Source organism: bacterium, from assembly GCA_031082185.1.
Classification (GTDB): Bacteria; Sysuimicrobiota; Sysuimicrobiia; order Sysuimicrobiales; family Humicultoraceae; genus VGFA01.
The window spans coordinates 415,536-440,774 of the sequence record JAVHLI010000001.1; the positions used below are offsets into that span (position 1 = coordinate 415,536).

A 25,239-nucleotide genomic window follows, 5' to 3' on the forward strand; every position below is an offset into this window, starting at 1 on the left:
GTGGAAAGGTGCGTCATCGCGCGCCGCTGCTGGACCAGGAGATCCTGACGGTCGAGCAGGCGGCGGAATACCTCCAGGTTCACAAGATCACGCTCTACAGGTACATCCGCGAGGGCCTGCTGCCGGCCGTCAGGCTGGGGAAGATGTACCGCCTATTCCGCCGCGACGTCGAAGCGTTCCTCGACGCGATGCGGCACCAACCCGACTCCGACTCTGCCGGAGGCAAATGACCCTCGCCGGCATCAGGGTAACCCTGGCCGCGTCCACGTTCAGCGCTCTCCGCTACCCGAACTACCGGCGGTTCTGGTGGGGCGGCCTGGTTTCCCTCACCGGCTCCTGGGGCCAGACCACGGCCCTGTCCTGGCTCGTCTACGACCTCACCGGATCACCGCTGATGCTGGGGACGGTGATGATGGTGAACACCATCCCCACCATGCTTCTTGCCCTGGTCGGAGGGGTCATCGCCGACCGGTCCGAGAAGCGCTACATGCTCCTCGCCAGCCAGGGAACGTTCATGGCGATCTCAGTGGTTCTGGCGGTCTTGACGCTCACGGGCCGGATCGAGGTCTGGCAGATCCTGGTACTGAGCGCGATCGGAGGGATTGCGTCGGCGATTGACATGCCTGCCAGGCAGTCGCTGATCCCGCACCTGGTTCAGCGGGACGATCTACTGAACGCCATAGCGCTGAACTCGGCGATGTTCAATGGGTCGCGGATCCTCGGCCCGGCAATCGCCGGGCTTATCATCGGCCGGCTTGGGCCGCGTGGCGGCCCGGGATGGTGCTTTGCGATCAACGCGATTACCTACCTGGCGGTGCTGGGCGCGCTGGCGACGATCCGCGTGAACTCCCGGCCGCCGGCCGGTGAGCGGCAGCGCGTGCTGCGCGAGGTCCGGGAGGGCTTAGCGTTTGCCTGGCAGCACCGGGCGCTACGCATGTTCCTGGGGCTTCTCGCCGTCACCGGTGTATTCGGGCTGTCGTTTACGGTTCTGATGCCGGTTTTTGCACGCGATGTGCTGCACGTGTCCGCGCAGGGGTTCGGGATGCTGATGACCGCCAGCGGTCTCGGCGCCACCGTCGGGGTGTTGGCCCTGGCCTCGTCGCGCCCCAAGAACCCGGGGAGCGTCATCCTGGGCACGCAGGCCGGATTCGTCGTGCTGCTGGCCGCGTTCGCCTTGAGCTCCAACTACGCCCTGTCGCTGGTGCTCATGGTTGTGCTGAGCGGTGCGATGACCTCATACCTGTCGTCAACCAACACCACGATTCAGTCCATTGTGCCCGACGGGCTGCGTGGTAGGGTTATGAGTCTCTACATCCTGGCGTTCTTTGGGACCGCGCCCCTGGGAGGCCTGCTCATGGGATCTCTGGCCTCGGCCATGGGCGCGCAGGTCGCGGTGCTTTCCGGCGCTACGGTGTGTGCCGCTGCGGCGCTGGCGGCGTGGCTGGTCGAGCGCCGGCCGTGAGCCACCCGGGTGTAGACGCTCCGGAGGGCAATCCGTACCGAGCCAAATCGATGCTCCCGGAGCGCGTGAACCGCACGCCGTCGCGACGCAGCCGCTTCCTCTGCTCGGCGGCAAACTGCCGGTTGGCGATCGTTCCGTCGCTGCGCACCACCCGCCACCACGGCGCCGCCTCGCCGTCGGGCAGCGATGCCAGCGCCCAACCCACGGTGCGGGCGCCGTTGCGCAGCCCCACCTGCCGGGCGATCTCGCCGTAGGTGGTGACGCGCCCCTGCGGTACGCCGCGGACCGCTGCGTAGATACGCTCGAACAAGCCCTGCTGGCCCCCCATGCCCTGCTAGCCCCCGCCCGGGATGCCGCGCACACCCGGCTCGGTCATGGATTCAGGGTTCAGTATCTCCCGCAGCTGTTCGGCGGTCAGCCCGCCGCGTGCCAGCGCAACCTCGCGCACGGTCTTCCCGGTCAGGGCGGCTTCCTTGGCGATCTCGGCCGCGGCGTCGTACCCGATAACCGGCGCCAGCGCTGTAGCCAGCATCAGGCCGCGCTCGACCAACTCCGGCCCGCGGTAGGTCGCTTCCAGGCCGGTGACGCACTGGCGGGCGAAGTTGCGCGAGGCAGCGGCCAGCAGGGCGATCGCGCCGAGCAGGTTGTGCGCCATCACGGGCATCATCGTGTTCAGCTCGAAGTTGCCCCACTGGTTGCCCTGGGCAACCACGGCGTCGTTCCCAACGGCCTGGGCGCAGGCCTGGATCACGGACTCGACGATGACCGGGTTCACCTTGCCCGGCATGATCGAGGACCCGGGCTGGACCGCCGGAAGCACAAGCTCCGCCAGGCCTGCCCGCGGCCCCGATCCCATCCAGCGTATGTCGTTGGCGATCTTGGTCAGCGCCGTGGCGTAGGTTCGGACCGTTCCCGACGCAAAGACCACCGCATCCAGGCAGGCCTGCGCCTGGAAGTGCGCCGCGGTCTCCCGAAGCGGGATGCCGGTGACCTCGGCCAGACGGGCGCAGACCCGCGCGGCGAACTCAGGGTGGGCGTTGATCCCAGACCCGACCGCGGTGCCGCCCAGCGCCACTTCGCCTAGCTCTGCCTCAGCGTATCCGATCCTGCGCCCGGCGCCGGCGACCTGATCGGCGTACCCGGCGAACTCCTGGCCCAGCCGCACGGGCGTGGCATCCATCAGGTGCGTCCTGCCGGTCTTGACGATCCCGTGGAACTGCGCCGCCTTCGTACGGAGCGCTGCCTCCAGCTCGTCAATCGCCGGGCGCAGATCCTCGCGCAGCACAAGAAGCGCCGACAGATGGATCGCGGTGGGGATGACGTCGTTGCTCGACTGGCAGACGTTCACGTGGTCGTTGGGATGGACGGTCTTTGTCCCGCGCGCGGCGCCCATCAGCTCTGCGGCCCGGTTTGCGATCACCTCGTTGGCGTTCATGTTGGTGGAGGTTCCCGAGCCGGTCTGGTAGATGTCGAGCGGGAATTCTGCATCGAACGCGCCGTCGGCGACCTCCTGAGCCGCGCGGATGATCGGCTCGGCGAGCGTGCGGTCGAGCAGGCCCAAGTCGGCGTTCACCTCGGCCGCCGCGCGCTTGATCAGGCCCATTGCGCGTATGAAGGCGCGCGGGAACCGCAGTTTGCTTATCGGGAAGTTCTGGATGGCGCGGGCGGTCTGCGCGCCGTAGTAGGCCTCGGCAGGGACCTCCATGGCCCCCAGCGAGTCACGCTCAACGCGCATCGCCTTCTCGCCGGACGACATACACGGAACCCTCCTCGCATGCGACGGGGACGCGCCTCCGAAGTTCGGCGCTTCCGAACGCCCCTCCTGTCCTGCTGATCCGCGCTCTGTCCTTGAAGGGCTCCCGCGCTTTCGCTACAGTTGAGGCATACTTTGCAAGCAGGCATTCGCGCGACTGCCGGAAGGAGTCGTGAAGCCATGGTAAAGCGTTCCAAGGTCTCCATAATCGGTGCAGGAACCGTGGGCACGGCCTCCGCGCACTGGATCGCCAGCAAGGCGCTGGCCGACGTGGTTCTGACCGACATCGTGGAGGGTCTGCCCCAGGGCAAGGCGCTCGATATCTTGCAGGCGGGCGCGATTGCCGGGTTTGACATTCACCTGACCGGCAGCAACGACTATGCCGCCACCGAGGGTTCCGACGTCGTGGTCGTTACGGCGGGGATCCCGCGGAAGCCCGGGATGACCCGGGAGCAACTCATTGGCGTCAACGCCGGGCTGATCCGCAACATCGTCCCGACGGTCATCGGGGCCTCACCCGGGGCCATCCTCATCATGCTTACCAACCCGCTGGACGCGATGACCTACCTGGCGTACAAGATCGCCGGTTTGCCTCGCGAGCGGGTGGTGGGACAATCGGGCGCCCTGGACTCGACGCGATTCCGGACCTTCCTGTCCATGGAGCTGGGGGTTTCGGTGAACGATACCACCGGAATGGTGATCGGCGCGCACACCGACAAGGACATGGTGCCGCTGCCGAGGTACTCCACCGTGAGGGGGGTCCCGATCGCGCATTTCATGGGGCCCGAGCGCATCGAGGCCGTGGTGGCGCGCACGCGGCACGGCGGGGCCGAGATTACCGATCTGATGAAGGCCAGCGGCTTCACCGCGGCCGGCGCGGCGGTGTGCGAGATGGTCGAGGCGATCCTGCGCGACAGGAAGCGCGTGATCCCATCCAGCGTGTACCTGAACGGCGAGTACGGCGAGCGCGATATCTGCATCGGGGTGCCGGTGGTGCTGGGCGCGGCCGGGGTAGAGCGGATCATCGAGATCCCGCTTGATGCCGCGGAGCAGGCGGCCTTCAAGGCCTCGGTGGGGGCGGTACGGGAGATGCTGGGAGGGCTGAAGTTCTAATGAAACTCCATGAGTACCAGGCCAAGGAGATCTTCGCCTCCCACGGTATCCCCATTCAGAAAGGCGCCGTCATCGAGCGGCCAGAGCAACTCGACGGCCTCGAGATCCCCTACCCGCTGGTATTGAAAGCGCAGGTTCTAGTCGGCGGCCGGGGGAAGGCGGGCGGGATCAAGATGGCCCGGACGCCGGAGGAGGCGCGGGAGAGAGCCGCCCAGATCCTGGGGATGACCATCAAGGGCGAGGCGGTCCGCCGCCTGCTCGTGGTCGAGGCCGCCGAGATCGGCGCCGAGTACTACCTGGCGTTCACCGTGGACCGCGCGGCGCGACGGCTGGTGGCGATCGCCTCAGCCGCCGGCGGCATTGACATTGAGGACGTAGCCCGCACCACGCCGGAGAAGATCGTCAAGCATCACATTGACCCAACTGCCGGGTTTCATCCTTACAATGCGCGCGAGATGGGACGGGCGCTGGGCTTCGGGGGAAAGCACCTGCTGCAGTTCGCCTCGATCGCGCACGGCCTGTGGCGGATCTGCGCTGGGATGGACGCCGAACTGGCCGAGATCAACCCGCTGGCCATGGTGGGCGACTCGCTGCTGGCCATTGACGCCAAGCTCATCATTGACGACAACGCGACGTTCCGGCACGAGGGACTGCCGCGCAACGAGGAGCTTACGGAGCTGGAGGCCGCGGCGAAGAGCCAGGACCTTTCGTACGTCGAGCTGGACGGCGACGTGGCGATCATCGGCAACGGCGCCGGATTGGTGATGTCCACGCTCGACATGATCGCGCACTTCGGCGGCCGTCCGGCCAACTTCCTGGACGTGGGCGGTGGGGCTACCACCGAGAACATGGCGCAGGCAATGAGCATCGTGCTGCGCAAGAGCGGCGTGCGGGCGCTGTTCGTCAACATCTTCGGTGGGATCACCCGCTGCGACGACATCGCCCGCGCGATCGCCGCGCAGCCGCCTGCGGTGCCGATGGTGGTGCGCCTGACCGGGACCAACGAGGAGGAAGGCAAGGCGATCCTGGAAGCCGCGGGGATCCACGCGCTCACCGACCCAGAGTCCGCCGCGCAGGAGGCCGTGCAGCTCGCGGCCGGGGCGTTGTAGGCGGTGCGGCCCGGCATGCTCGGTTCCGTAGGTTTGGGCGGGCTGAACCGTCGGTTGAACCGCCGCCCGTGTGTGCCCGCGCTGGCCTGGGCGGTTCTTCTGGTCTTGCTCTCATGGGCGGTTCCGGCCCCCGTGCTGCTTCAGGCCGCCGCCCAGATTACTCCTGCGGCGCCACCTGCGCGGTACGTCATCGTGCTCAGTCTCGACGGTGCGCGCGGCGATGCGATGGCGGCGGCTCTGCCGCAGTCCCTGGCCGCCCGCGGGGCCGTGTCCTGGACGGCGCAGACGACATCTCCAAGCTCGACCCTGCCTGCCCACGCCTCGATGCTCTCGGGCGTGGGTCCGGCCGTACACCGGGTGACCTTCAACGACTGGAGCATCGGCGAGCCGTACTTCACGCGGACCACCATATTCACGGAGGTTACGCGCGCGGGCGGCCGGGCCGTGGCACTCGTCGCCAAGCCCAAGATGATGTTCTTGATGCCGCCGGGATCGGTTGCGAGCGCCCAGCACCTGCTCTATCCGCGCTTCCGCCAGGCCGACGTGGTGGAGACCGCCGCCCGTTTGTTCGGCGAGCAGCGCCCAGCCGTTCTGTTCGTGCACGTAGCCGATCCGGATGACACAGGCCACAGGCGCGGCTGGATGAGCGAGGAGTATCTGCGGGTGATCGCCGCCGCCCCTGCCTTGATCGAGCGCTTCCTGCGTGCTTTTGACGATGCCGGGGTAGCGGCCCAGGCGCTGCTGATAGTTACCTCGGACCACGGCGGGCACGGCATCACCCACGGGACGAGCCGGCCCGAGGACATGACAATCCCGTGGATGGCGTTCGGCGGCGCGGCCCGGCGCGGGGTGGTCGTGGACCGGCGCATCGTCGTGTTCGATACCGCCGCGACCGCTCTGGCGGCGCTCGGCATTCCGATTCCGGGCGACTGGCAGGGCCGGCCGGTGCTGGAGGCGTTGCAGAGTCCGTAGCCCCGGCAGAACACGGAGGGGACGATGGCCATTCTTGTGAACGAGCACACCCGCGTTCTGGTCCAGGGCATCACCGGCTATCAGGGCGAGTTTCACACGCGCCGGATGCTGGAGTTCGGCACCAGGGTTGTGGCCGGCATCACGCCGGGGAAGGGTGGGCAGACTGTCGCGGGTGTGCCGGTGTTCGATACGGTCGCCGAGGCAGTAGCGCAGACCGGCGCCACCGCCTCGTGCATCTTCGTGCCGGCGCGGATGGCCAAGGATGCGGCGCTGGAGGCGATTGCCTCTCGGCTGGATCCGATCGTGATCATCACGGAGCACATCCCAGTGCACGACTCGATTGAGATGACCTCCGCGGCGCACGCAGCAGGCGTGCGCATCGTCGGGCCGAACGGGCCTGGTGTGGTCTCGCCCGGGAGGTGCAAGATCGGCATCATGCCGAACCACCTGTTCTCGCCCGGCGGCGTGGGCTTGGTCTCGCGCAGCGGCACGCTTACCTACGAGATCGTCGCCGGACTGACGCGGGCCGGCCTTGGCCAGAGCACCGCTCTGGGCCTGGGCGGCGACCCAGTTGTGGGGCTGACTTTCCAGGAGGCGGTGGCGCTCTTCGCGGACGACCCGGAGACCCAGGGGATCGTGATGGTGGGCGAGATCGGCGGCAGCGCCGAGGAGGAGGCCGCCCGCTTCATCAAGGCCTCGGTCCGCAAGCCGGTGGTGGGATACATCGCCGGCCGGACCGCGCCGCCGGGCAAGCGCATGGGCCACGCGGGCGCGGTTATCTCCGGGAGCGAGGGGGGGGCGCAGGCCAAGATCGAGGCGCTGGAGGCCGCGGGCGTCTCAGTGGTTTCGCTACCGGCTCGCGTGCCGGAGGTCTTGCGAGGGCTGCTGTAGTAGTAGACCAGGGAGTCCCGCCCGCGAGGAGCCACAGGCGGACCCAGGAGGGTGCGATGCTAGGCGGATTCCTTCTGCGCTGGATCTTCAACGCCATCGCCATCTACGTCACGACCAGGATCGTTACGGGCATCCGCTTGCCGGATATCGAGAGCGTTCTCATCGCGGCCCTGGTGCTGGGTTTGGTGAACGCCTCGATCCGCTGGTTTTTCCTGGTCCTTACGCTGCCGCTGAACATTCTTACCCTGGGGTTGTTCACGCTGGTGGTAAACGCGCTTATGCTGTACGTGGTCGCCGCGGTCACGCCGATGCAGATTGACTCATTCTGGTCGGCGTTACTGGGAGCGCTCTTAATTGCGATCATCAGCACCTTCCTCAGTCGCCTTGCCGGCCGCTAGCCAGGTGGAACGGCGCCCAGGCCCTCCCCGCGCCGCGCCTCCCCGAGCAGCCTCCCGCCGGCGCGGCGGCGTGCAGTTTGTGATCATCACCGGCCTCTCAGGCGCTGGGAAGTCCACCGTCATGAAGGTCTTCGAAGACCTCGGGTTCTTCTGCGTGGACAACCTCCCGCCCGCGCTCCTCCCGAAGTTCGCCGATCTGTGCCTGCACTCCGAGGACAAGGTCCGACGGGTGGCGGTAGTCATTGACATACGTGGCGGGGAGTTCTTCGACGATCTGTTTTCGGCCCTGCACCAAGTGGCCCGCCTGGGACTGCGGGCCGACATCCTCTTCCTGGACGCGGCCGACGACGTGCTGGTACGCCGGTTCAAGGAGACCCGCCGCAAGCATCCCCTAGCCCAGACCGGGCGCGTGCTCACCGGCATCCGCGCGGAGCGCCGCAGGCTGGAAGCGGTGAAGGGGCGCGCCCACCGGGTCGTTGACACGTCCACCCTGACGGTCAGGGAGTTGCGCGACGAGATCGCCTCTGCCTACCGGCGCGCCCGTACTCCCCGCCGCCAGCTCGAGGTCAGCATCGTGACATTTGGCTATAAGTACGGCATCCCCATTGACGCCGATCTCATCCTGGACGTGCGGTTTCTGCCCAATCCCCACTACCAGCCGGCGCTGCGTTCCCTGCCCGGTACCCACGCCCGCGTTCGGAAGTTCGTTATGGACCAGATACAGACACGCGAGTTCATTGCGCGGTTGAACGAGTTCGGTGACTACCTGCTGCCGCAGTTCGTTGCCGAGGGCAAGAACCACCTGACCATCGGCCTGGGATGCACGGGCGGGCGTCATCGCTCCGTTGTTTTGGGAGAGGAGCTGGCGCGACACCTGCGTCGCAGAGGCTACCGTGCCCGCGTCAGGCACCGCGATCTCCGCAAGGACGACCGGGACGCCGGGGAGTCGCAATGAGCGCGCCGCCGCGCAGCCAGTGGCAGCGCTGGCGGCGCTGGCTGGCGCCCGGCCTGGGCATCAAGCGGTGGGGACTGGTCATCGGCGCCGGGGTCCTCATCTTCAGCGCGGGCGTCTCGTTGATCGTCAACATCAAGTTCCTGGCGGAGTTCGACTCCGCGGTCTTCTCGCTCGCCGGCCTCCTCGATCGTATCAGCCGCGGGAGTGTCTCTCCGGTGGCGTTGGGAACGGCCGGGGTGCTGCTGGGCGTCCTGATCGCCCTGTTTGGCCTGCGGGGCACGCTGCGCTCGATTGACCGGGTTCTCTTTCCCACCGGCAGCCCTACGCTGGTCGAGGCCCTGCGCGAACACCGCCGGAAGCGCCGCGGACTGAACGTGGTGGCGCTCGGCGGCGGCACCGGGCTTGCCACGCTTCTGCGGGGCATCAAGCACTACACCTCCAACATCTCCGCGGTGGTAACGGTGTTCGACGACGGCGGATCGTCGGGCCGGCTGCGTCGGGAGCTGGGTATTCTGCCGCCCGGAGACATCCGCCACTGCCTGGTGGCGCTGGCCGAGGCCGAGCCGCTGATGACCCGGCTGTTCGAGTATCGGTTTCGCGGCGGCGGGCTCGACGGCCACGCCTTCGGCAACCTGTTCATCGCCAGTCTCACCGGCGTGACGGGTGACCTTGAACTGGCCGTGAAGGAGACCAGCAAGGTTCTCAAGATCCGGGGTCGCGTGCTGCCTGCCACCGGCCACGACGTGGTGTTGGTCGCCGAGCTCGCCGACGGCCGCATGGTAGAGGGCGAGTCCGTTATCACGGCCGCGCGCGGCCGGATCCGCCGCGTTTCCCTGCGTCCTCCAGACGTTTTCCCTCTCCCGGAGGTGCTGGAGGCGATCGCCGAGGCCGACCTGATCCTGCTCGGGCCCGGCAGTCTTTACACCAGCGTCATTCCCAATCTGTTGGTCCGTGGGGTGATCGAGGCGCTGCTGGAGTCCCAGGCGCCCCGGGTCTATATCTGCAACGTGATGACGCAGCCGGGCGAAACCGATGGGTACTCCGCTGCCGATCACGTGCGCGCGATCTTTGCACACACGGTACCGGGGTTGTTTTCCCACGTGATCGTCAACACCCAGGCCCCGCAGAACCAGGCCCTGCTCGACCGCTACATCACCCAAGGCAGCGTGCCGGTAGAGCCGACCCTATCCGAACTGGAGGCGATGGATTTGATTCCGGTTGGATTCCCTCTGATGAGTGAGGAGGAGCTGCTCCGCCATGATCCGCTTCGCCTGGCGACCGCCGTCCTGCGGGTGATGGAGATGGCCGGCGATCTGCCTGGGAGGTTCGCTCGCCGCCATGGATGACGCGCTCCCGCCTGCCGAGCCGTACCGGATCAAGGCCGTGGAGGGAATCCGACGGTTGACCCGGGACCAGCGCCTACGCGCGCTGGAGGCCGCCCACCACAACTTGTTCCTGGTCAAGTCCGAGGACGTCTACATAGATCTACTGACCGACAGCGGGACCGGGGCGATGAGCGACCGACAGTGGGCGGCGATGATGGCCGGCGACGAGGCCTACGCGGGAAGCCGGAGCTTCGATCGACTGGCGGAGTCCGTGGCCGAGGTGATGGGATTCCCCCACCTGATACCCGCGCACCAGGGACGGGGAGCCGAGCACGTCCTATTCTCAGCGCTCGTGGCTCCGGGCCAGCAGGTGATCGGCAACGTCCACTTCGATACCACGCGCGCCCACATCGAGCACCGGCAGGCGGTGGCGCTCGACCTGGCAGTGGAGGAGATCTACGACGCGCAGGACCGCTCGCCGTTCAAGGGCAACCTGGACGTCGAGCGTGCCGACGAGCACATCCGCAGGGTCGGCCGGGACGCGGTGCCGCTCATCCTGGTGACGGTGACCTGCAACTCCGGCGGCGGGCAGCCTGTTTCCATGGCGAACCTGACCGCGGTGCGGGCGCTGGCGGACCGCTGGGGAATACCGTTCTTCCTGGACGCATGCCGGTTCGCCGAGAACGCCTACTTCATCCAACAGCGGGAGCCGGGGTACGCGGGGAGGACGGCGGCCTCGATCGCGCGTGAGATGTGCGACCTCTCCGACGGCTGCACGTTCAGCGCCAAGAAGGACGGGCTCGCCAACATCGGCGGCTTCGCGGCGTTCCGCGACGTTGCGCTCTACCAGAAGGCGGTCCCGTGGGCGATCCTCTTCGAAGGGTTCACAACCTACGGCGGAATGGCAGGCCGCGACCTGGAGGCCATCGCGGTGGGTCTGAGGGAAGTGGTGGAGCAACCGTACCTGGAGTGGCGCATCGGCCAGGTAGCGAGGCTGGCCGAGGGCATGCTCGCGGCGGGCGTTCCATTGGTTGAGCCCTCAGGTGGACACGCGGTGTTCCTGGACGCGCGGCGGTTCTTGCCACACGTTCCACAGACGGCCTACCCCGCGCAGTCACTGGCCTGCGAGCTCTACGCCGACGGCGGTGTCCGCGGGGTGGAGGTGGGAGGCGTCATGGCCGGGCGCGATCCGCAGACGGGGCAGGAGCGCTTTCCCCGCCTGGAGATGGTCCGGCTGGCGGTGCCGCGCCGGGCCTACACCGACGCCCACATGGCCGTTGTCGTCCAGGCCGCCCGCCTCACGCTGGAGCGCAGGGCGGGGATCGGCGGCCTGCGGATCGTCCATGAGCCCCCGGTGCTCCGCCACTTCTCGGCGCACTTCGCTCCGGTGCCGCTCTCGGATCTGCCCCGGGGCCGGGAAGCGCGCGCGGCGTGGGGTTCTTGACACCCAGTGGCTGAAAGGATACGCTGGCGTAGGTTTGCGCTGAGGCCACCCGCGTACTGGAGAAGGGCATGCTGCTTCTAGACTGGCTCTATGTCGCGGCGTTTGCGGTTGTCGGCCTGCTGCTGGCCGCCATGTCGCTGGCCATCGTTTGGGTGTTGTCTCCCCGGTCGACATACCCCCAGAAGCGCATGACCTACGAATCAGGCATAGAGCCCATCGGCCAGGCCTGGGCGCAGTTCAACATCCGCTACTACCTGTTTGGGCTGGTTTTCGTGATCTTCGCGGTGGAGGTCATCTACCTATACCCCTGGGCGATTGTATTCCGGCAGCTCGGCAAGTTCGCGTTCTTCGAGATGCTGATCTTCCTGGTGGTGCTGCTGCTGGGCCTGGCCTACGCTTGGCGTAAGGGCGCGCTCGAATGGTCCTAGGACACCCTGCGGCGCATCGCCCCCGAGGAGTTCTGCGGTGAGCTGGGGGGCTGAGATCGCCAAGGCCGTTCTGGCCGCGGTCGGGATGTTCACCTTCCTGGCCATCGTGGCGGCGATGTTCGGCGTGCTGCTCGAGCGCAAGGTCGGCGGGTGGATTCAGTCCCGGCTGGGCCCCAAGCACGTCGGCCCGCAGGGCCTGCTGCAGACCCTGGCCGATACGCTCAAGCTGCTGCAGAAGGAGCACATAACCCCCCGGGCCGCGGACGCGCTGGTCTACAACACCGCCCCCATGGTCGTTACGACCGCCGGACTGATGGGCTGGCTGGTGATTCCGTTCGGCACGCTCGGAGGGACCGTGCTGGTCGTCCGCGACCTCAACATCGGCATTCTGTTCTTCGCGGCCATGGCCTCGATGACCGTGATCGGCATCCTGGCAGGCGGGTGGGCGTCCAACAACAAGTACTCGCTGCTCGGCGCGCTGCGGAGCGCCTCGCAGATGATCAGCTACGAGCTCCCCTTGGGGATAGCTCTCGTGGCCGTGGCCATGGAGGCCGGGACGCTTTCCACCGTGGGCATCGTCCGCGCGCAGGACGGCTGGATGGGGTCCTTCATCTTCCGACAGTTTCCCGCGTTCGTCATCTTCCTGGTCGCGGCCACCGCGGAGGTCAACCGCACTCCGTTCGACCTGCCCGAGGCGGAGTCCGAGCTGGTTGCGGGTTATCTATCTGAATACACGGGCATGCGCTTCTCCCTTTTCATGCTGGGCGAGTACGCCGAGATGTTCGCGATGGCAGCCATGACCACGACGCTCTTCTTGGGCGGGTGGAAGGGGCCGTTCCTGCCTCCTATTTTGTGGTTCTTCCTCAAGATGTACCTGGTGGTGTTTTTCATGATGTGGGTCCGTTGGACATTTCCGCGCTTCCGGCTGGACCAGCTTCTCAACCTGTGCTGGAAGGTATTGCTTCCGGCCGGTCTTGTCTGGATCCTCATCTCCGGTTACAGGATCACGTTCTAGCCCATGGGTACGCTGGCGGCATTTCTCATCTTGTCCGCGGTCACGCTGATACCCGCCGTCGTGGTGGTGACCTCCAAGAACATCGTTCGCAGCGCCCTGGCGCTCGTCCCGACTTTCCTGGGGATCACGGGCCTGTACGTCCTGCTGCAGGCGGAGTTTGTCGCCGGCATCCAGGTGCTGATCTACGCCGGCGCGATTACGGTGTTGATCCTCTTCGTAATCATGCTCACGGAAGGCGGGACAGGCATCAGGATTCGCCAGGTAAACGAGCAGGTGACTGTGGGCGCGCTGACAAGCGCCGCTCTGGCGGCGTTGTTGATCTGGGTGTTCCTGCGTACACCCTGGCCCCGGGGACCCGGAGCGCTGCCCGAATACACCGCGGAACAGATCGGCACAACCCTGCTCTCGTCCATGGTGCTGGTCTTTGAGGTCACAAGCCTGGTGCTGTTGATCTCACTTATCGGCGCCATCATCATCGCGCGGCGCGAGCGGTAGCGCGGGGAGGCCGGAGCATCGTGGCGCTTGGATTGACGCACTTCCTGGTGGTAAGCGCCCTGCTCTTTTGCCTGGGGCTCTACGGGGTGCTGACGCGGCGGAATGCGGTGGCGATCTTGATGGGCATCGAGTTGATGCTCAACGCCGCCAACATCAACTTGGTTGCCTTCAACAAGTACGTGGCGCCCGCGGCGCTCAACGGGCAGGTGTTCACGCTGGTAGTGATTACCCTGGCGGCCTGTGAGGTGGGCGTTGGCCTGGCGCTGGTCATGGCGACATATAGGAACCTTGAGACGGTTCAGGTGGACCGGATCAACATGTTGAAGTGGTAGCGATGCGCGACCTGGCCTGGCTGATTCCGCTCTTTCCCCTGGCTGCGTACGGGCTGATCACAGCCTTCGGTCGGCGTCTGCCCGGAGCGGGAAGCTACGTGGCGGTTGCCGGCATCGGGCTTTCCGGATTGCTTTCGATCGGCATCTTCGTCGAGATGCTGTTGGGCGCCCCGCCGGTGGAGATGACCGTGCGCTGGATGCTCCTGGGCAGCAGCCCCTTGGAGCTGGGGTTCCGCGTGGATCACCTCACCACCATCATGCTGCTGGTGGTTACGGTGGTCGGCTCGATGATCTTCACCTACTCGATCGGCTACATGAAGGGTGACCCGCGCTTCCCGCGCTTCTTCGCCTACCTCTCGCTTTTCGCGGCCTCCATGCTCCTGCTGGTGCTGGCGGACAATCTGCTCTTCCTCTACGCCGGGTGGGAGCTGGTGGGGTTGTGCTCGTACCTGCTGATCGGTTTCTACTTCGAGAAGCCCTCTGCCGCGCGCGCCTCGATCAAGGCCTTCCTTACCACGCGCGTGGGCGACTTCTTCATGTTCCTGGGCATCATGATCGTCTTCTTCACCCTCGGGACGTTCCGTTTCGAGGAGATCTTCGGACGCGTGCGCGAGGGAGCGCTCGCGGGGGCCGCGATCGGCGGGATTCCCTTGCTGACCCTGGCGGCGGTGCTGATCTTCGGTGGAGCGGTGGGCAAGTCGGCGCAGGTGCCGCTGCACACCTGGCTGCCCGACGCGATGGAGGGCCCCACCCCGGTCTCCGCGCTGATACACGCCGCGACGATGGTCGCCGCCGGCGTCTACTTGGTGGCGCGCACCTACACGATGTTCTTCGACTGGCCGGCCTCCGGAGCGCTCCACGGAAGCGCCGCATTGCAGACGGTGGCCTACGTGGGCGGGGTCACCGCCTTGATGGCCGCGACGATCGCCGTGGTCCAGGACGACATCAAGCGCGTGCTGGCGTACTCGACCATCAGCCAGCTCGGTCTGATGATGCTCGGCCTGGGAGTGCTGGGTTACGGAGCCGGCATGTTCCACCTGATGACGCACGCGTTCTTCAAGGCCCTGCTGTTCCTGGGCGCCGGCAGCGTGATCCACGCCATGCACACCAACGACATCAAGGCGATGGGCGGGCTCGCCCGCGCGATGCCGTCCACATACTGGACGTTCCTGATCGGCACCCTGGCGCTGGCGGGCGTGCCTCCGTTCGCGGGCTTCTGGAGCAAGGACGAGATCCTGCTGGAGGCGTTTCACCACAACACCGGCTTGTTCGTGATGGCCGCCCTGACCTCGTTCCTGACCGCGTTCTACATGTTCCGGGTCATCTTCTACACGTTCTTGGGTAAGCTGCGGAGCCACGACGCGCACCCACATGAGAGCCCGCCCGTCATGACCGGGCCGCTGTGGGTTCTGGCCGGCTTCTCCGCGGTGGTCGGTCTGGTCGGCGCGCCGTTCCTGGGAAGCCCGATCCACAAGTTCCTGCACTTCGAGGGCGTGGCGGTCGTGCCGTTCAGCGCCGGGCTTGCCCTCGTCTCCACCGCCATCGCCGGAGGTGGCATCCTGGCGGCGGCGGTCGTGTACCGCTGGGGGCTGGTCCCATCATCCGCGCTGCGCCGCGCCGCCGGCCCGTTGCACACGCTGGTGGTCCGCAAGTACTACTTCGACGAGTTCTATGCCCTGGCGTTCGTGCGCCCCACGCTCTGGATTGCCCGCTCGCTGCGGGTCTTCGATGTCTACGTGATTGACCTGCTGGTAAACCTGATCGGGTTTGGCGTCGTCGCCATGGCTCGGCTGTACCGGTTGTTCGATCTGTACGTGGTAGACGGCGTGGTCAACCTGGTGGGCTGGACGGCCAAGGCGCTCGGTGGAACGTTGCGCTACATTCAAACCGGCCGTGCGCAGAATTACCTGCTTGCGATCGCGCTGGGCGTGATCGTGATCGTGGCCGCGGGGCTGTTGCGGTAGTTCGGGCCGGGCGCCGCCTGGGGAAGAGGGGGAAGGGACTCGAATGGAACGCTACCTGCTGACAATCACGGTGTTCCTGCCGCTGCTCGGCGGGTTGATAATCCTGCTGATCCCGAAGGGCCGGGGCGAGCTGATGAAGTGGGTGGCCGCCGCCGCCGCCGGGCTCGCCTTCCTGGTGTCGCTGTGGCTCCTGGGGCCGTTCGAGATCGGCAGCGCCGGCATGCAGCTCCAGGAGCGCTACCTGTGGATCCCCGGGATCGGGATCAACTACCACCTCGGTGTGGACGGGCTGAGCCTTCCGCTGCTGATCATGACCACCCTGCTGTCCCTGCTTTCGGTCATCTACTCGTGGCGCGTCGAGATGCGGCTCAAGGAGTACCTGTTCCTGTTCCTGCTGCTCGAGACCGGGACGTTGGGCGTCTTCGTGGCGCTGGACTTCTTCCTGTTCTTCGTGTTCTGGGAGATCACGCTGGTGCCGATGTACCTCCTGATCGGCATCTGGGGCGGTCCGCGCCGAGAGTACGCGGCGATCAAGTTCTTCCTTTACACCCTCGTGGGCTCGCTGGCGATGTTGCTGGCGATCATGCTGCTCTACTTCAACGCCGAGCCCCGCACGTTTGGGATCCTCGAGCTGATCCAGCAGCAGCCGCTGGCCCAGGTGCCGGCGCTCGCGGCGCTGGCGTTCTGGGGCTTCTTCCTGTCGTTTGCGATCAAGGTGCCGATGTGGCCGTTCCACACCTGGCTTCCGGACGCGCACGTGGAGGCGCCTACCGCCGGCAGCGTCATCCTGGCGGCCGTCCTACTGAAGATGGGGACGTACGGTTTCGTCCGGATCAGTCTGCCGATGCTGCCGGAGACCTTCAAGCTGTTCGCCTTCCCGATCGCGATCCTGGCGCTGATTGGGATCGTCTACGGAGCTCTCGTGGCCATGGCGCAGACCGACCTCAAGAAGCTGGTCGCCTACTCCAGCGTCAACCACATGGGGTACGTGATGCTGGGCGTCTCTGCCGCCGCGGCCGCGGTGGGTGTCCCGGAGAAGGCGTACGCCGCCACGATCGCGCTCAATGGGGCCGTATTCGAGATGATCGCCCACGGCATCATTACCGGCGCGCTGTTCCTCATCGTTGGGGTGATCTACGACTACCGGGCGCACACCCGAGGCGTGGATGAGTTCGGAGGGCTGGGCGCCAGGCTCCCGCTCTATACCGGCGTCACCATGATGGCTATGCTGGCCTCGATGGGCCTGCCGGGTTTGATGGGGTTCGTGGCCGAGTTCCTGATCTTCGTGGGATCGTTCGGCGTGTTCCCCGAACTGACCGCCCTGGCGGTCACCGGCGTCATCTTCTCGGCCGCGATGTTCCTGTGGACCATCCAACGCATCTTCCTGGGCCCGCTCAACCCCAAGTGGGCCGATCTGCCCGATCTCGACCGGCGCGAGATAATATCCCTGGCTCCGCTGGCCGCGCTCATGCTGGCCTTCGGGGTCTACCCGCGGCCGCTTCTGGACATGATAAACGTGGCGATGACGAGCCTGGTAGCCGTGCTGCGGTAGGGATTCCCGATGCCGATACCGATTGAAGACATCTGGTCACTCGTCCCCGAGTTCTGGCTGGTAGGGCTGGGACTGTTGTTGGTGCTCCTCGACCTCTTCCTGCCCGGTGACCGCAAGCGCCTGGTGGGATGGGCGGCCGTCGTGGGGCTGCTTCTTGTCCTGATGCCCATTCTCGGGATGCTTGGCACGCCCGCCCGCACCGTCTTCTTCAACGCCTACGCGGTGGACGGTTTCGCGATCTTCTTCAAGCTCATCGCCGTGGTAGCTACAATCCTGGTCATCCTGTCTACCATGGACGCGCTTCGAGGACACACGAGCTTCGAGGGCGAGATGTACGTGCTGCTGACCTTCGCGGCGCTGGGCGTGTGCCTGATGGCGGCCAGCGCCGATCTGATCCTGCTGGCGCTGTCGATCGAGTTCGTCAGTCTCTCCTCGTACGTCATGGCCGGGTACTTCAAGTCCGACCCCCGGAGCAACGAGGCCGGGATCAAGTACTTCTTGTTCGGCGCCGTCTCCTCGGCGGTGATGATCTACGGCTTCTCAATTCTCTATGGCCTGACCGGAGAGACCAACCTCTACGCCATCGCCGATCGTGTTCGGACCGCGCCCCAACCCGCCCTGGTGCTGGCGGTGGGCATGGCGCTGGCCGGTCTCGGGTTCAAGGTCTCGATGGTTCCGTTCCACCAGTGGACGCCGGACGTCTACGAGGGCGCGCCGACGCCGGTGGCGGCATTTCTGTCCGTGGCGTCCAAGGCGGCTGGGTTCGCGGCGCTGGTCAGGTTCCTGATGGTCGCCATCGATCCGGGTCCGGTGGACTGGGTCGCGCCGATCGCAGTCCTCTCCGCGGTGAGCATGACGCTCGGCAACCTGCTGGCCCTGCCGCAGCGCAACATAAAGCGGATGCTGGCGTACTCCAGCATCTCGCACGCGGGCTTCCTGCTGATGGGGGTTGCGGCCCACCGTGGCGACTTCGGCGCCCCCGGCCTGCTGATCTACCTGCTGGCGTACACGTTCACGAATCTGGGCGCGTTCTTCGTCGCGATAGCCGTAGGAGGAAGGTTGGGTTCGGACGAGATAGCGGGTTACGCCGGCCTGGCGCAGCGCTCGGCCGGCCTAGCCGCCGTCATGGCGCTGTTCATGCTGTCGCTGACCGGCATACCGCCCACGGGCGGGTTCCTCGGCAAGTTCTACATCTTCGGCGCGGCGGTCAACAACGGGCTGCTGTGGCTGGCCGTGGTGGCGGTGATCAACAGCGTGGTGGCGCTGTACTATTACATGAACGTGATCCGGGTCATGTACCTGCTCCCGGCCCCCTTGGGTGGATCTATGACCGGGCCGGTGCCCCTGCGCCTGGCCCTTGGGATAGCGGCGCTGGGTACGCTGGTGATAGGGATCTTCCCGCAGCCGTTTCTCACCCTCGTCGGGGCGGCCGCGATGCTGCTGCGGATGTAGCTCTGCGGGGCTCGATAGAACGACGGAAACCCGCGCGGTGGTTGGATTTCGGCCCATCTTGACGGGTCAAGGGGGGTCTGTTAGTCTGAGTTGTGGAGTGAGCCCCCGGGGCGCTGCGTCCTGGGGGTTTATTGCTGGCTGGATTCTAGGGAGCCGGGGGCCATGGGAGAAAAGAACCCAGCAGGTCACAAGGACGACCACCGCACCGGCGAGCACTTCCTGAAGGTCATCGCCGACCGGGAGCGCGAGCTTGAGGCCCAGATTGCGGCCGCCCGCGACGAGGCCGCGGCCATCGTCGCCCAGGCGCGGGGTCAAGCCGAGCAGATCGCCCGCGACGCCCGCTCCGAGGCCGCCCGATTGGCAGGCGAGTCGGAGAGGCAGGTCGCCGAAGAGGCCCAGCGGATCCAGCACGAGGCCCAGGCCCGCGCCGAGCGCGAGGTCGAGAACCTGCGCAAGCGGGCGGCGGGCCGGCTCGAGGCGGCGGTGGCAGGCGTGGTGGAGCACGTGGTCACGGGCGGCGAATGATCGTCGAGATGCGCCGGGTGCTGGTCTTCGGCCCCAAGCGGCTGCTCGGCGGGGTCGTGGAGGAAGTCCAGCGCATCGGATCTCTGCACATCGATCGAGTCGAGGCCCCGGACGGATCTGTCAGTGCGGTGCGGCTCGACGAGGAGGCCTCGGCGGCACAGGCGGCGATCGAGCGCGCCCACCACCGCGCCTCCGGTTTGCTCATCCTGCTTCCGGCCGTGCCCCCGGCGCCGGGCGACTCCGCGGCGGCTTCCCTGGCGGATGGCGACCCATCGGATTCCGAGGCGCTCGCGGATCCCGAGACGCTCGACGCGGCGCTGGCCGGTATCGAGACCGAGGTGGCGGCCCTTACCCGGCGGCGGCTCGAAGCCGAGGAAGAGCTCGATCTGATCCAGACCTACGAGAGCGCGCTCCGCGTGCTCTCCCCGCTGCTCGGCGCGCTTTCGGGCAGCCGGGCCCTGGAGTCCGTGGGTTTCATCCTGCGCGGCAAGGACCTCTCGGTCGTCACCTCACTGCGCAACCATCTCAGCGAGTTGACCGGCGGCCGCATCGAGGTGGCCAGCCGCACGATCGAGGAGGGCAAGATCGGCGTTGTCGTGGCGTTTCTGCACCGCGACGCGGAGACGATCCGAGGATGGCTCACCAGGGCGGGGATCAGCGAGCTGCGCCTGCCCGCCCGCTTCTCCGCTGAGGGGCCTGCCGAGGCGGTGCGCCAGATGGAGCGTCGGCGCGCCGAGCTGCCGGGCGAGCTGGCCGGCATCACCGCGTCGCTGGCCGATGTCTCTCGCCGGCACCGCCCCATGGTGGAGGCGCTGCTGGCGCTGGCCACCGATCGGCTCGCGCAGTTCCGCGCGATGGTTCATCTTGCACAGTCGCACTACGCCTTCATCCTGCACGGCTGGGCGCCTGCCGATCGCATAGCCGAAGTGCGCGGCACATTGCAGGCCAGGTTCGGTCGCGACGTGCTCGTTCAGGACCTGCCGGCCGATCCACACGACGCCGCGGCGGTGCCGGTAATGCTGGACAACCCCTCGGTGATCAGGCCGTTCCAGCGCATGCTGGGGTTGTTCAAGCCGCCGCGGTACGGGACGCTGGACCCCACGATCTATCTGGCGGTCTTCTTTCCGGTGTTCGTCGGGATGGTCATCGGTGACGTGGCATACGGCTCCATGCTGTTCGCACTCGGCTGGTGGATGCGCGGCAAGGCCCGCCGTGGAGAGGCCTGGGACGTCGCACTGGGCAGCATCAAGATGGGGATGCGCATCACCCCAACAGTGCTTGCCGACATCTCGTGGGTCATCCGGGTTATGGCCACGTGGGTGATCCTCTTCGGGGTCCTCTATCTCGAGATCTTCGGCAATCTTATCGAGCACCACTTCGGGTGGCATCCGATCTTCAATCGCGTGACCCAGGCAACCGCCTTCTTCTACATGACCGTGGCCGTCGGCGCTGTGCAGGTGGCGCTGGGGTACTTTCTCCACATGGTGCTGGCGGTGCGCCACCGTCACCTGGTTGGGGTGTTGGAGTCCCTGGCGATGCTCTGCGGCGTCGCCGCCCTGCTCCTGCTGCTTGGGGGCATGGGCAACATCGTCCCGCCGAGCCTGATGGGACTGGGCGTCGTGCTGGCCGGAGGGTTCCTCGCGTTCTTTCTGGTCGGGGTCGTGCTCAAGCCGTTCTCGCTCATGTGGTTGCTCGAGGTGATCTCCGGCATGGGCAACGTGCTCTCATACGCCCGGTTGTTCGGCGTGGGCCTGGCGGCGGCAGTGCTTGCGAACGTGTCCAACGAGCTGGGCGGCGCAATGGGGCCGGTGTGGGTCGGCGTGGTCGCCGGCATGCTCATCCAGATGATCTTCTTCGCGTTCACGTTCGCCGGCCACGTCATCCAGCCCGCCCGGTTGAACTGGGTCGAGTTCCTGACCAAGGTGAAGTACCATGATGAGACAGGCAACTCATATCAGCCGCTGCACAAAACAGGAGGTGACTAGTTTGAAGAAGGCGGTGTTCATCGTCTTGACGTTGAGTGTGATGCTGCTCGCGACCGCGTCGGTCGCGCTGGCGGCTGAAGCCCCGGCTGCGGAGGTCAAGCAGATCACGATGGCTCACGGGCTGCTGGGGCTGGCCGCGGCGCTGGCGGTGGCGTTCGGCGCGATTGGAACCGCGTGGGCACAGTCGCGCATCGGCGCGGCCGCGGCCGGCGCCATGGCCGAGCGCCCGGAGATCGGCGGCCAGATGCTGATCTTCCTGGTCCTTCCGGAAACCATGATCATCCTTGGTTTCGTCATCGCTTTCTTCATCGTCCAGAAGATCTAGGACCGGGCAATGGCGGGAACGGATTCTGAGCTGATTGCGCTGCTCGAACGCGAGGCCACCTCCGAGCGCGAGCGGCTCCTGGCGGAGGCCGAGGCGCAGGCTGATGCCATCCGGGCCGAGGCACACCGCGCGGCCGATGAGGGACTCGCAGCGACACGGGAGCGGCTCCAGGCCGACGCGCGCGCGGCGCTGGTCAAGGCGAAGAGCACCGCGATGCTGCGGGCCTCGTCGCTGGTTCTGCAGGCCAAGGAGGACGAGATCTCCCGCGTGTTCGCGCAGGCTTCCTCCGCCCTGGAGTCGCTGGCCGCCGACGTCCGGCGCTACCCGGAAGTCCTGCGCCGGCTCATCGAAGAGGGGCTGGCGGCCCTGAGTGGCCGTGGCGTTGTGTCGGTGGCCCCTGCGGACCAGAAGATGGCCGAGGCGCTGATCCGCGAGCACGGGTGGGAGGCGACTAACTGCGCCGACCCTGCGATCAGCGGCGGGGCGCGTCTCTCTTCGCCCGACGGGCGCCTCGTAGTGACAAACACCCTGGCCTCACGGCTCGGCCGCGCGCGACCGGCGCTGGCGGCCGAGGTGGCCAGGAAGTTGTGGGGGTAGCGGTCCGGCGCGATGCCTGACTTTCCGTACATCAACGCGCGGGTGCGCGCGATGCGCAGCCGGCTGCTGACCGCCGCGCAGCTCGATGAGCTGCTGGGGTTCACGACGCTGCCGGCGTTCCTGCAGGCCATGGCCTCCACGCCTTACGCCGGCGACCTCCAGGAGGCCCTCGTGCGATTCGAGGGCGTCCGGGCCGTGGACGAAGCACTGGCCAGGAACCTACGGCGCACCACGCGGAAGATCCTGGGGTTCGCCGACGGCCGGCCCCGGGCGCTGATCGAGGTGGTCCTGCTGCGGTGGGACCTGGTGAACCTCCGGGTAATAGTGCGCGGCAAGCATGCCGGCCGGTCGGACGGCGAGGTGATGGCAGCGCTGCTGCCCGCGGGCACGCTGGGCGAGGCCGCCCTCAAGGAGATGGTCGCAGCGCCCGACATCGCCGGCGTGGTCGGCACGTTGGAGGCGGTGGGGCATCCCTTCGCGCAGGTAGCGGCCGAGGCCATGGCGGGTTATGCCGGGAACCAGGATCTCCTCGCTTTCGAGCTGCTGTTGGATCGCGCCTATGTCGAGCGCGGCATGCGGCAAACCCGGGGGCGCAGCAGCGACGCGACGGTGCTCCGCGAGGTGCTCCACGCCGAGATAGACGCGGCGAACGCCAAGACCGCGCTCAAGCTGGACTCGGCCGAGGGGCTGGACGAGGAGGCGCGGCTGCGCTTCTTCATTCCCGGCGGCGTGATGCTCCCTGCGGAGCTGTTCCTGGCCCTGTCCGCACCGAGCACGCGGGCGTCGGCCTGGCAGAAGTTGCGGCTCAGCGGCTTTCCGATCCGCGACCTCCCGGAGACCCCGATCGAGTTTGAGCGTGCCCTGGATCTGGCGACGGCGCAGGCGCTGGCCGGGCGCTATCGTGGCGATCCGCTCGGACTGGACATCGTGATCGGGTACCTGGCGCTGAAGACCTACGAGGTGGCCAACCTCCGCCTGGTGGCGCGGGGTGCGTTCCTGGGGCTGCCGCGCGAGGCGGTGCGGCGGGAGATGGTCCGTGTTTAGGCTGGCGGTGATCACCGACCCCGAGACGGCTACCGGCTTCCGGCTGGCGGGTGCCGAGGTGCGGGAGGCCGGTACTCCTGCGGAGGCATTGGAGCACCTGCGCCACTTCGTAACGCTGGACTACGGGTTGGTCGCCGTGAACGAGACGCTGCTGGAGGGCGCCAAGGAAGAGCGCGCGCGTCTGCTGCGCGACCGCGATCTCCCCATCATCGTTCCGTTTCCGGCGCCCCACGCCCAGATCGAGGGCGGCGAGGCGTACGTGGCGCGCCTGGTGAAAGAGCACATCGGTTTCTATGTGAAGTTGCGCTAGCGGACGGCCGGAGTGTATGGAGGGACTGCCATGACGATCCAGGGCAACATCATCAAGATCGCCGGGCCGGCGGTCATCGCCCGGGGGATCCCCGGAGCGCGCATGTACGATCTGGTGCACGTGGGCCACGAGGGCCTGCTGGGCGAGATCATCCGCCTCGATGGGAACACCGCGTTCATCCAGGTCTACGAGGACACCTCGGGCCTGATGATCGGCGAGCCCGTCGCGAGCACCGGCGCGCCGCTGGCGGTCGAGCTCGGCCCCGGGCTGCTGACCGGTATCTTCGACGGGATCCAGCGGCCGCTCGCCAGCCTCCGCGCGCAGAAGGGCGACTTCCTCGCGCGCGGCGCCGTCACCGAAGCGCTGGATCGCTCGCGGCGGTGGGCGTTTTCCCCGGCCGCAACCCCCGGGACGCGGGTGGGCCCCGGCGACGTGATCGGGACCGTGACTGAGTTCGGGTTTGAACACCGCATCATGGTGCCGCCGTCTTCCCGCGGCGGCGAGGTCACCCAGATCCACGCGGGTGAATTCACGGTGGACGACGTGATTGCCCGCCTCTCCGACGGCACCGAGCTGCGCTTGATGCACCGCTGGCCGGTACGCGTGTCGCGGCCGGTGGCGCGGAAGCGCGATCCACGCGAGCCGTTCATTTCGGGGCAGCGCATCATTGACGTGCTGTTCCCGGTGGCAATGGGCGGGGCGGCCTCGATCCCGGGCCCGTTCGGTTCCGGCAAGACCGTCATGCAGCAAACGCTGGCCAAGTGGTCCAACGCCGACGTCATCGTCTACGTGGGCTGCGGCGAGCGTGGCAACGAGATGACCCACGTGCTGGACGAGTTCCCCGAGCTGGAGGATCCGCGCACCGGGCGGCCCCTGATGGAGCGCACGGTGATCATAGCCAATACTTCCAACATGCCGGTGGCGGCGCGTGAGGCCTCGGTCTACACCGGCATTACCATGGCGGAGTACTGGCGCGACCAGGGGTACAAGGTGGCGGTGATGGCGGACTCGACCAGTCGCTGGGCCGAGGCGATGCGCGAGATATCCTCGCGGCTGGAGGAGATGCCCGCCGAGGAGGGATACCCGCCATACCTGTCCAGCCGGCTGGCCGCCTTCTACGAGCGGGCCGGCCGCGCTGTTTGCCTGGGGCAACCCGAGAGGGATGGCTCGGTGACGGTTGTGGGCGCGGTCTCTCCACCCGGTGGTGACCTATCCGAGCCGGTGACGCAGGCGACGCTGCGCATCACAGGGACGTTCTGGTCGCTGGACGCCGGGCTTGCCAACCGGAGGCACTTCCCGGCGATCCACTGGCTGCGGTCGTACAGCCTCTACACCCCGTTGTTCAAGGAGTGGTACCGGGAGCACATGCCCGAGGATTTCGAAACGCTGCGCGACCGGGCCTCGGCGCTGCTCCAGCGGGAGGCGGAGCTGCAGGAGATCGTGCAGCTCGTCGGCCCCGACGCGCTGCAGGACGACCAGCGGCTGGTGATCGAGGTCGGCAAGATGCTGCGCGAGGATTTCCTGCAGCAGTCCTCGTTCTCCGAGGTGGACGCCCACTGCCCGATGGACAAAGCCTGCGGCATGTTGAGGGCGATCCTGGTGTTCTACGACGAGGCGGGCGCGGCCCTACGGAGCGGCATGCCGATGGACGAGATCCTTAACCTCAAGCAGGTTGAGGAGATCGCCCGCCTGAAGGAAGTGCCCAAGGACGAGTTTGGGGCACACATCCAGTCCTGGTTTGGGAAGCTGCCCGAGGCCTTCGGGGCGAAGGCTCCAGCAGGAGGTGCGTAGCG

The 25,239-nt window shown here is 67.0% G+C and carries 26 protein-coding genes; 24 read left to right on the forward strand and 2 right to left on the reverse strand.

Annotation, left to right across the window (positions count from 1 at the left end; genetic code table 11):
- The first annotated feature begins 8 nt into the window (after positions 1 to 8).
- On the forward strand, positions 9 to 230 hold the full coding sequence (locus RDU83_02145; GenBank protein MDQ7839812.1) for a helix-turn-helix domain-containing protein: 222 nt from the start codon (positions 9 to 11) through the stop codon (positions 228 to 230).
- The gene (locus tag RDU83_02150) at positions 227 to 1,462 is read left to right on the forward strand and encodes an MFS transporter (GenBank protein MDQ7839813.1); all 1,236 of its coding nucleotides are present in this window, start codon (positions 227 to 229) and stop codon (positions 1,460 to 1,462) included. Before RDU83_02145 ends, RDU83_02150 begins: the two co-directional genes overlap by 4 nt.
- On the opposite strand, the gene RDU83_02155 is transcribed toward RDU83_02150, so the two are convergent.
- Positions 1,407 to 1,790, reverse strand: a complete 384-nt coding sequence (locus RDU83_02155) for an MGMT family protein (GenBank protein ID MDQ7839814.1) — start codon at positions 1,788 to 1,790, stop codon at positions 1,407 to 1,409. The genes RDU83_02150 and RDU83_02155 overlap by 56 nt on opposite strands.
- Positions 1,791 to 1,796: 6 nt before the next feature.
- The gene (locus RDU83_02160) at positions 1,797 to 3,218 is read right to left on the reverse strand and encodes a class II fumarate hydratase (protein MDQ7839815.1); all 1,422 of its coding nucleotides are present in this window, start codon (positions 3,216 to 3,218) and stop codon (positions 1,797 to 1,799) included.
- A gap of 177 nt (positions 3,219 to 3,395) precedes the next feature.
- On the opposite strand from RDU83_02160, the gene mdh reads away from it, so the two are divergent.
- From mdh to RDU83_02270, 22 genes are all read left to right on the forward strand, one after another.
- Positions 3,396 to 4,328, forward strand: coding sequence for a malate dehydrogenase (gene mdh, locus RDU83_02165; GenBank protein ID MDQ7839816.1), 933 nt, complete (start codon positions 3,396 to 3,398; stop codon positions 4,326 to 4,328).
- Complete coding sequence (gene sucC / locus RDU83_02170) at positions 4,328 to 5,437, forward strand: ADP-forming succinate--CoA ligase subunit beta (GenBank protein ID MDQ7839817.1); 1,110 nt, start codon at positions 4,328 to 4,330, stop codon at positions 5,435 to 5,437. The genes mdh and sucC overlap by 1 nt, the downstream gene beginning before the upstream one ends.
- A 15-nt stretch (positions 5,438 to 5,452) precedes the next feature.
- Entirely contained in the window at positions 5,453 to 6,409 is a 957-nt protein-coding gene (locus tag RDU83_02175) for an alkaline phosphatase family protein (GenBank protein ID MDQ7839818.1), read from the forward strand.
- Positions 6,410 to 6,433: 24 nt separating this feature from the next.
- Positions 6,434 to 7,300, forward strand: a complete 867-nt coding sequence (gene sucD / locus RDU83_02180; protein MDQ7839819.1) for a succinate--CoA ligase subunit alpha — start codon at positions 6,434 to 6,436, stop codon at positions 7,298 to 7,300.
- A 56-nt stretch (positions 7,301 to 7,356) separates the two neighbouring features.
- Entirely contained in the window at positions 7,357 to 7,698 is a 342-nt protein-coding gene (locus tag RDU83_02185; GenBank protein ID MDQ7839820.1) for a phage holin family protein, read from the forward strand.
- A 70-nt stretch (positions 7,699 to 7,768) separates the two neighbouring features.
- Complete coding sequence (gene rapZ / locus RDU83_02190; GenBank protein MDQ7839821.1) at positions 7,769 to 8,653, forward strand: RNase adapter RapZ; 885 nt, start codon at positions 7,769 to 7,771, stop codon at positions 8,651 to 8,653.
- Complete coding sequence (locus RDU83_02195; protein ID MDQ7839822.1) at positions 8,650 to 9,999, forward strand: YvcK family protein; 1,350 nt, start codon at positions 8,650 to 8,652, stop codon at positions 9,997 to 9,999. Before rapZ ends, RDU83_02195 begins: the two co-directional genes overlap by 4 nt.
- Entirely contained in the window at positions 9,992 to 11,422 is a 1,431-nt protein-coding gene (locus tag RDU83_02200) for a tryptophanase (GenBank protein ID MDQ7839823.1), read from the forward strand. Before RDU83_02195 ends, RDU83_02200 begins: the two co-directional genes overlap by 8 nt.
- A gap of 68 nt (positions 11,423 to 11,490) precedes the next feature.
- Positions 11,491 to 11,850, forward strand: coding sequence for an NADH-quinone oxidoreductase subunit A (gene ndhC / locus RDU83_02205; GenBank protein MDQ7839824.1), 360 nt, complete (start codon positions 11,491 to 11,493; stop codon positions 11,848 to 11,850).
- A 37-nt stretch (positions 11,851 to 11,887) separates the two neighbouring features.
- Positions 11,888 to 12,865, forward strand: a complete 978-nt coding sequence (nuoH, locus tag RDU83_02210) for an NADH-quinone oxidoreductase subunit NuoH (protein ID MDQ7839825.1) — start codon at positions 11,888 to 11,890, stop codon at positions 12,863 to 12,865.
- Positions 12,866 to 12,868: 3 nt separating this feature from the next.
- A complete protein-coding gene (locus RDU83_02215) occupies positions 12,869 to 13,360 on the forward strand; it encodes an NADH-quinone oxidoreductase subunit J (protein MDQ7839826.1) in 492 nt (163 codons plus the stop codon).
- Between the two features lie 20 nt (positions 13,361 to 13,380).
- Positions 13,381 to 13,692, forward strand: a complete 312-nt coding sequence (gene nuoK / locus RDU83_02220) for an NADH-quinone oxidoreductase subunit NuoK (protein MDQ7839827.1) — start codon at positions 13,381 to 13,383, stop codon at positions 13,690 to 13,692.
- A gap of 2 nt (positions 13,693 to 13,694) precedes the next feature.
- On the forward strand, positions 13,695 to 15,656 hold the full coding sequence (gene nuoL, locus RDU83_02225) for an NADH-quinone oxidoreductase subunit L (GenBank protein MDQ7839828.1): 1,962 nt from the start codon (positions 13,695 to 13,697) through the stop codon (positions 15,654 to 15,656).
- A 43-nt stretch (positions 15,657 to 15,699) separates the two neighbouring features.
- Positions 15,700 to 17,208, forward strand: a complete 1,509-nt coding sequence (locus RDU83_02230; GenBank protein MDQ7839829.1) for an NADH-quinone oxidoreductase subunit M — start codon at positions 15,700 to 15,702, stop codon at positions 17,206 to 17,208.
- 9 nt (positions 17,209 to 17,217) lie between these two features.
- Positions 17,218 to 18,660 carry an NADH-quinone oxidoreductase subunit N gene (locus RDU83_02235; protein ID MDQ7839830.1) on the forward strand — a complete coding sequence of 481 codons (1,443 nt, stop codon included), beginning with the start codon at positions 17,218 to 17,220 and terminating at the stop codon, positions 18,658 to 18,660.
- A gap of 162 nt (positions 18,661 to 18,822) precedes the next feature.
- A complete protein-coding gene (locus tag RDU83_02240; protein ID MDQ7839831.1) occupies positions 18,823 to 19,185 on the forward strand; it encodes a V-type ATPase subunit subunit G family protein in 363 nt (120 codons plus the stop codon).
- A complete protein-coding gene (locus tag RDU83_02245; GenBank protein ID MDQ7839832.1) occupies positions 19,182 to 21,170 on the forward strand; it encodes a V-type ATPase 116kDa subunit family protein in 1,989 nt (662 codons plus the stop codon). Before RDU83_02240 ends, RDU83_02245 begins: the two co-directional genes overlap by 4 nt.
- 1 nt (position 21,171) lies before the next feature.
- A complete protein-coding gene (locus RDU83_02250; protein MDQ7839833.1) occupies positions 21,172 to 21,495 on the forward strand; it encodes a V-type ATP synthase subunit K in 324 nt (107 codons plus the stop codon).
- Positions 21,496 to 21,504: 9 nt separating this feature from the next.
- A complete protein-coding gene (locus RDU83_02255) occupies positions 21,505 to 22,092 on the forward strand; it encodes a V-type ATP synthase subunit E (GenBank protein ID MDQ7839834.1) in 588 nt (195 codons plus the stop codon).
- 12 nt (positions 22,093 to 22,104) lie between these two features.
- A complete protein-coding gene (locus RDU83_02260; GenBank protein MDQ7839835.1) occupies positions 22,105 to 23,136 on the forward strand; it encodes a V-type ATPase subunit in 1,032 nt (343 codons plus the stop codon).
- Positions 23,129 to 23,446 (forward strand): V-type ATP synthase subunit F, encoded by a 318-nt coding sequence (locus RDU83_02265; GenBank protein MDQ7839836.1) that lies wholly within the window; start codon positions 23,129 to 23,131, stop codon positions 23,444 to 23,446. The genes RDU83_02260 and RDU83_02265 overlap by 8 nt, the downstream gene beginning before the upstream one ends.
- Before the next feature lie 30 nt (positions 23,447 to 23,476).
- Entirely contained in the window at positions 23,477 to 25,237 is a 1,761-nt protein-coding gene (locus RDU83_02270) for a V-type ATP synthase subunit A (GenBank protein MDQ7839837.1), read from the forward strand.
- The last annotated feature ends 2 nt before the right edge of the window (positions 25,238 to 25,239 follow it).

Coding starts and splice junctions, on each gene's coding strand:
- RDU83_02150 (MDQ7839813.1), top strand. CDS start 227: ATGACCCTCGCCGGCATCAGGGTAACCCTGGCCGCGTCCACGTTCAGC.
- RDU83_02155 (MDQ7839814.1), bottom strand. CDS start 1,790: ATGGGGGGCCAGCAGGGCTTGTTCGAGCGTATCTACGCAGCGGTCCGC.
- RDU83_02160 (MDQ7839815.1), bottom strand. CDS start 3,218: ATGTCGTCCGGCGAGAAGGCGATGCGCGTTGAGCGTGACTCGCTGGGG.
- mdh (MDQ7839816.1), top strand. CDS start 3,396: ATGGTAAAGCGTTCCAAGGTCTCCATAATCGGTGCAGGAACCGTGGGC.
- sucC (MDQ7839817.1), top strand. CDS start 4,328: ATGAAACTCCATGAGTACCAGGCCAAGGAGATCTTCGCCTCCCACGGT.
- RDU83_02175 (MDQ7839818.1), top strand. CDS start 5,453: ATGCTCGGTTCCGTAGGTTTGGGCGGGCTGAACCGTCGGTTGAACCGC.
- sucD (MDQ7839819.1), top strand. CDS start 6,434: ATGGCCATTCTTGTGAACGAGCACACCCGCGTTCTGGTCCAGGGCATC.
- RDU83_02185 (MDQ7839820.1), top strand. CDS start 7,357: ATGCTAGGCGGATTCCTTCTGCGCTGGATCTTCAACGCCATCGCCATC.
- RDU83_02195 (MDQ7839822.1), top strand. CDS start 8,650: ATGAGCGCGCCGCCGCGCAGCCAGTGGCAGCGCTGGCGGCGCTGGCTG.
- RDU83_02200 (MDQ7839823.1), top strand. CDS start 9,992: ATGGATGACGCGCTCCCGCCTGCCGAGCCGTACCGGATCAAGGCCGTG.
- ndhC (MDQ7839824.1), top strand. CDS start 11,491: ATGCTGCTTCTAGACTGGCTCTATGTCGCGGCGTTTGCGGTTGTCGGC.
- RDU83_02215 (MDQ7839826.1), top strand. CDS start 12,869: ATGGGTACGCTGGCGGCATTTCTCATCTTGTCCGCGGTCACGCTGATA.
- nuoL (MDQ7839828.1), top strand. CDS start 13,695: ATGCGCGACCTGGCCTGGCTGATTCCGCTCTTTCCCCTGGCTGCGTAC.
- RDU83_02230 (MDQ7839829.1), top strand. CDS start 15,700: ATGGAACGCTACCTGCTGACAATCACGGTGTTCCTGCCGCTGCTCGGC.
- RDU83_02235 (MDQ7839830.1), top strand. CDS start 17,218: ATGCCGATACCGATTGAAGACATCTGGTCACTCGTCCCCGAGTTCTGG.
- RDU83_02240 (MDQ7839831.1), top strand. CDS start 18,823: ATGGGAGAAAAGAACCCAGCAGGTCACAAGGACGACCACCGCACCGGC.
- RDU83_02245 (MDQ7839832.1), top strand. CDS start 19,182: ATGATCGTCGAGATGCGCCGGGTGCTGGTCTTCGGCCCCAAGCGGCTG.
- RDU83_02255 (MDQ7839834.1), top strand. CDS start 21,505: ATGGCGGGAACGGATTCTGAGCTGATTGCGCTGCTCGAACGCGAGGCC.
- RDU83_02260 (MDQ7839835.1), top strand. CDS start 22,105: ATGCCTGACTTTCCGTACATCAACGCGCGGGTGCGCGCGATGCGCAGC.
- RDU83_02270 (MDQ7839837.1), top strand. CDS start 23,477: ATGACGATCCAGGGCAACATCATCAAGATCGCCGGGCCGGCGGTCATC.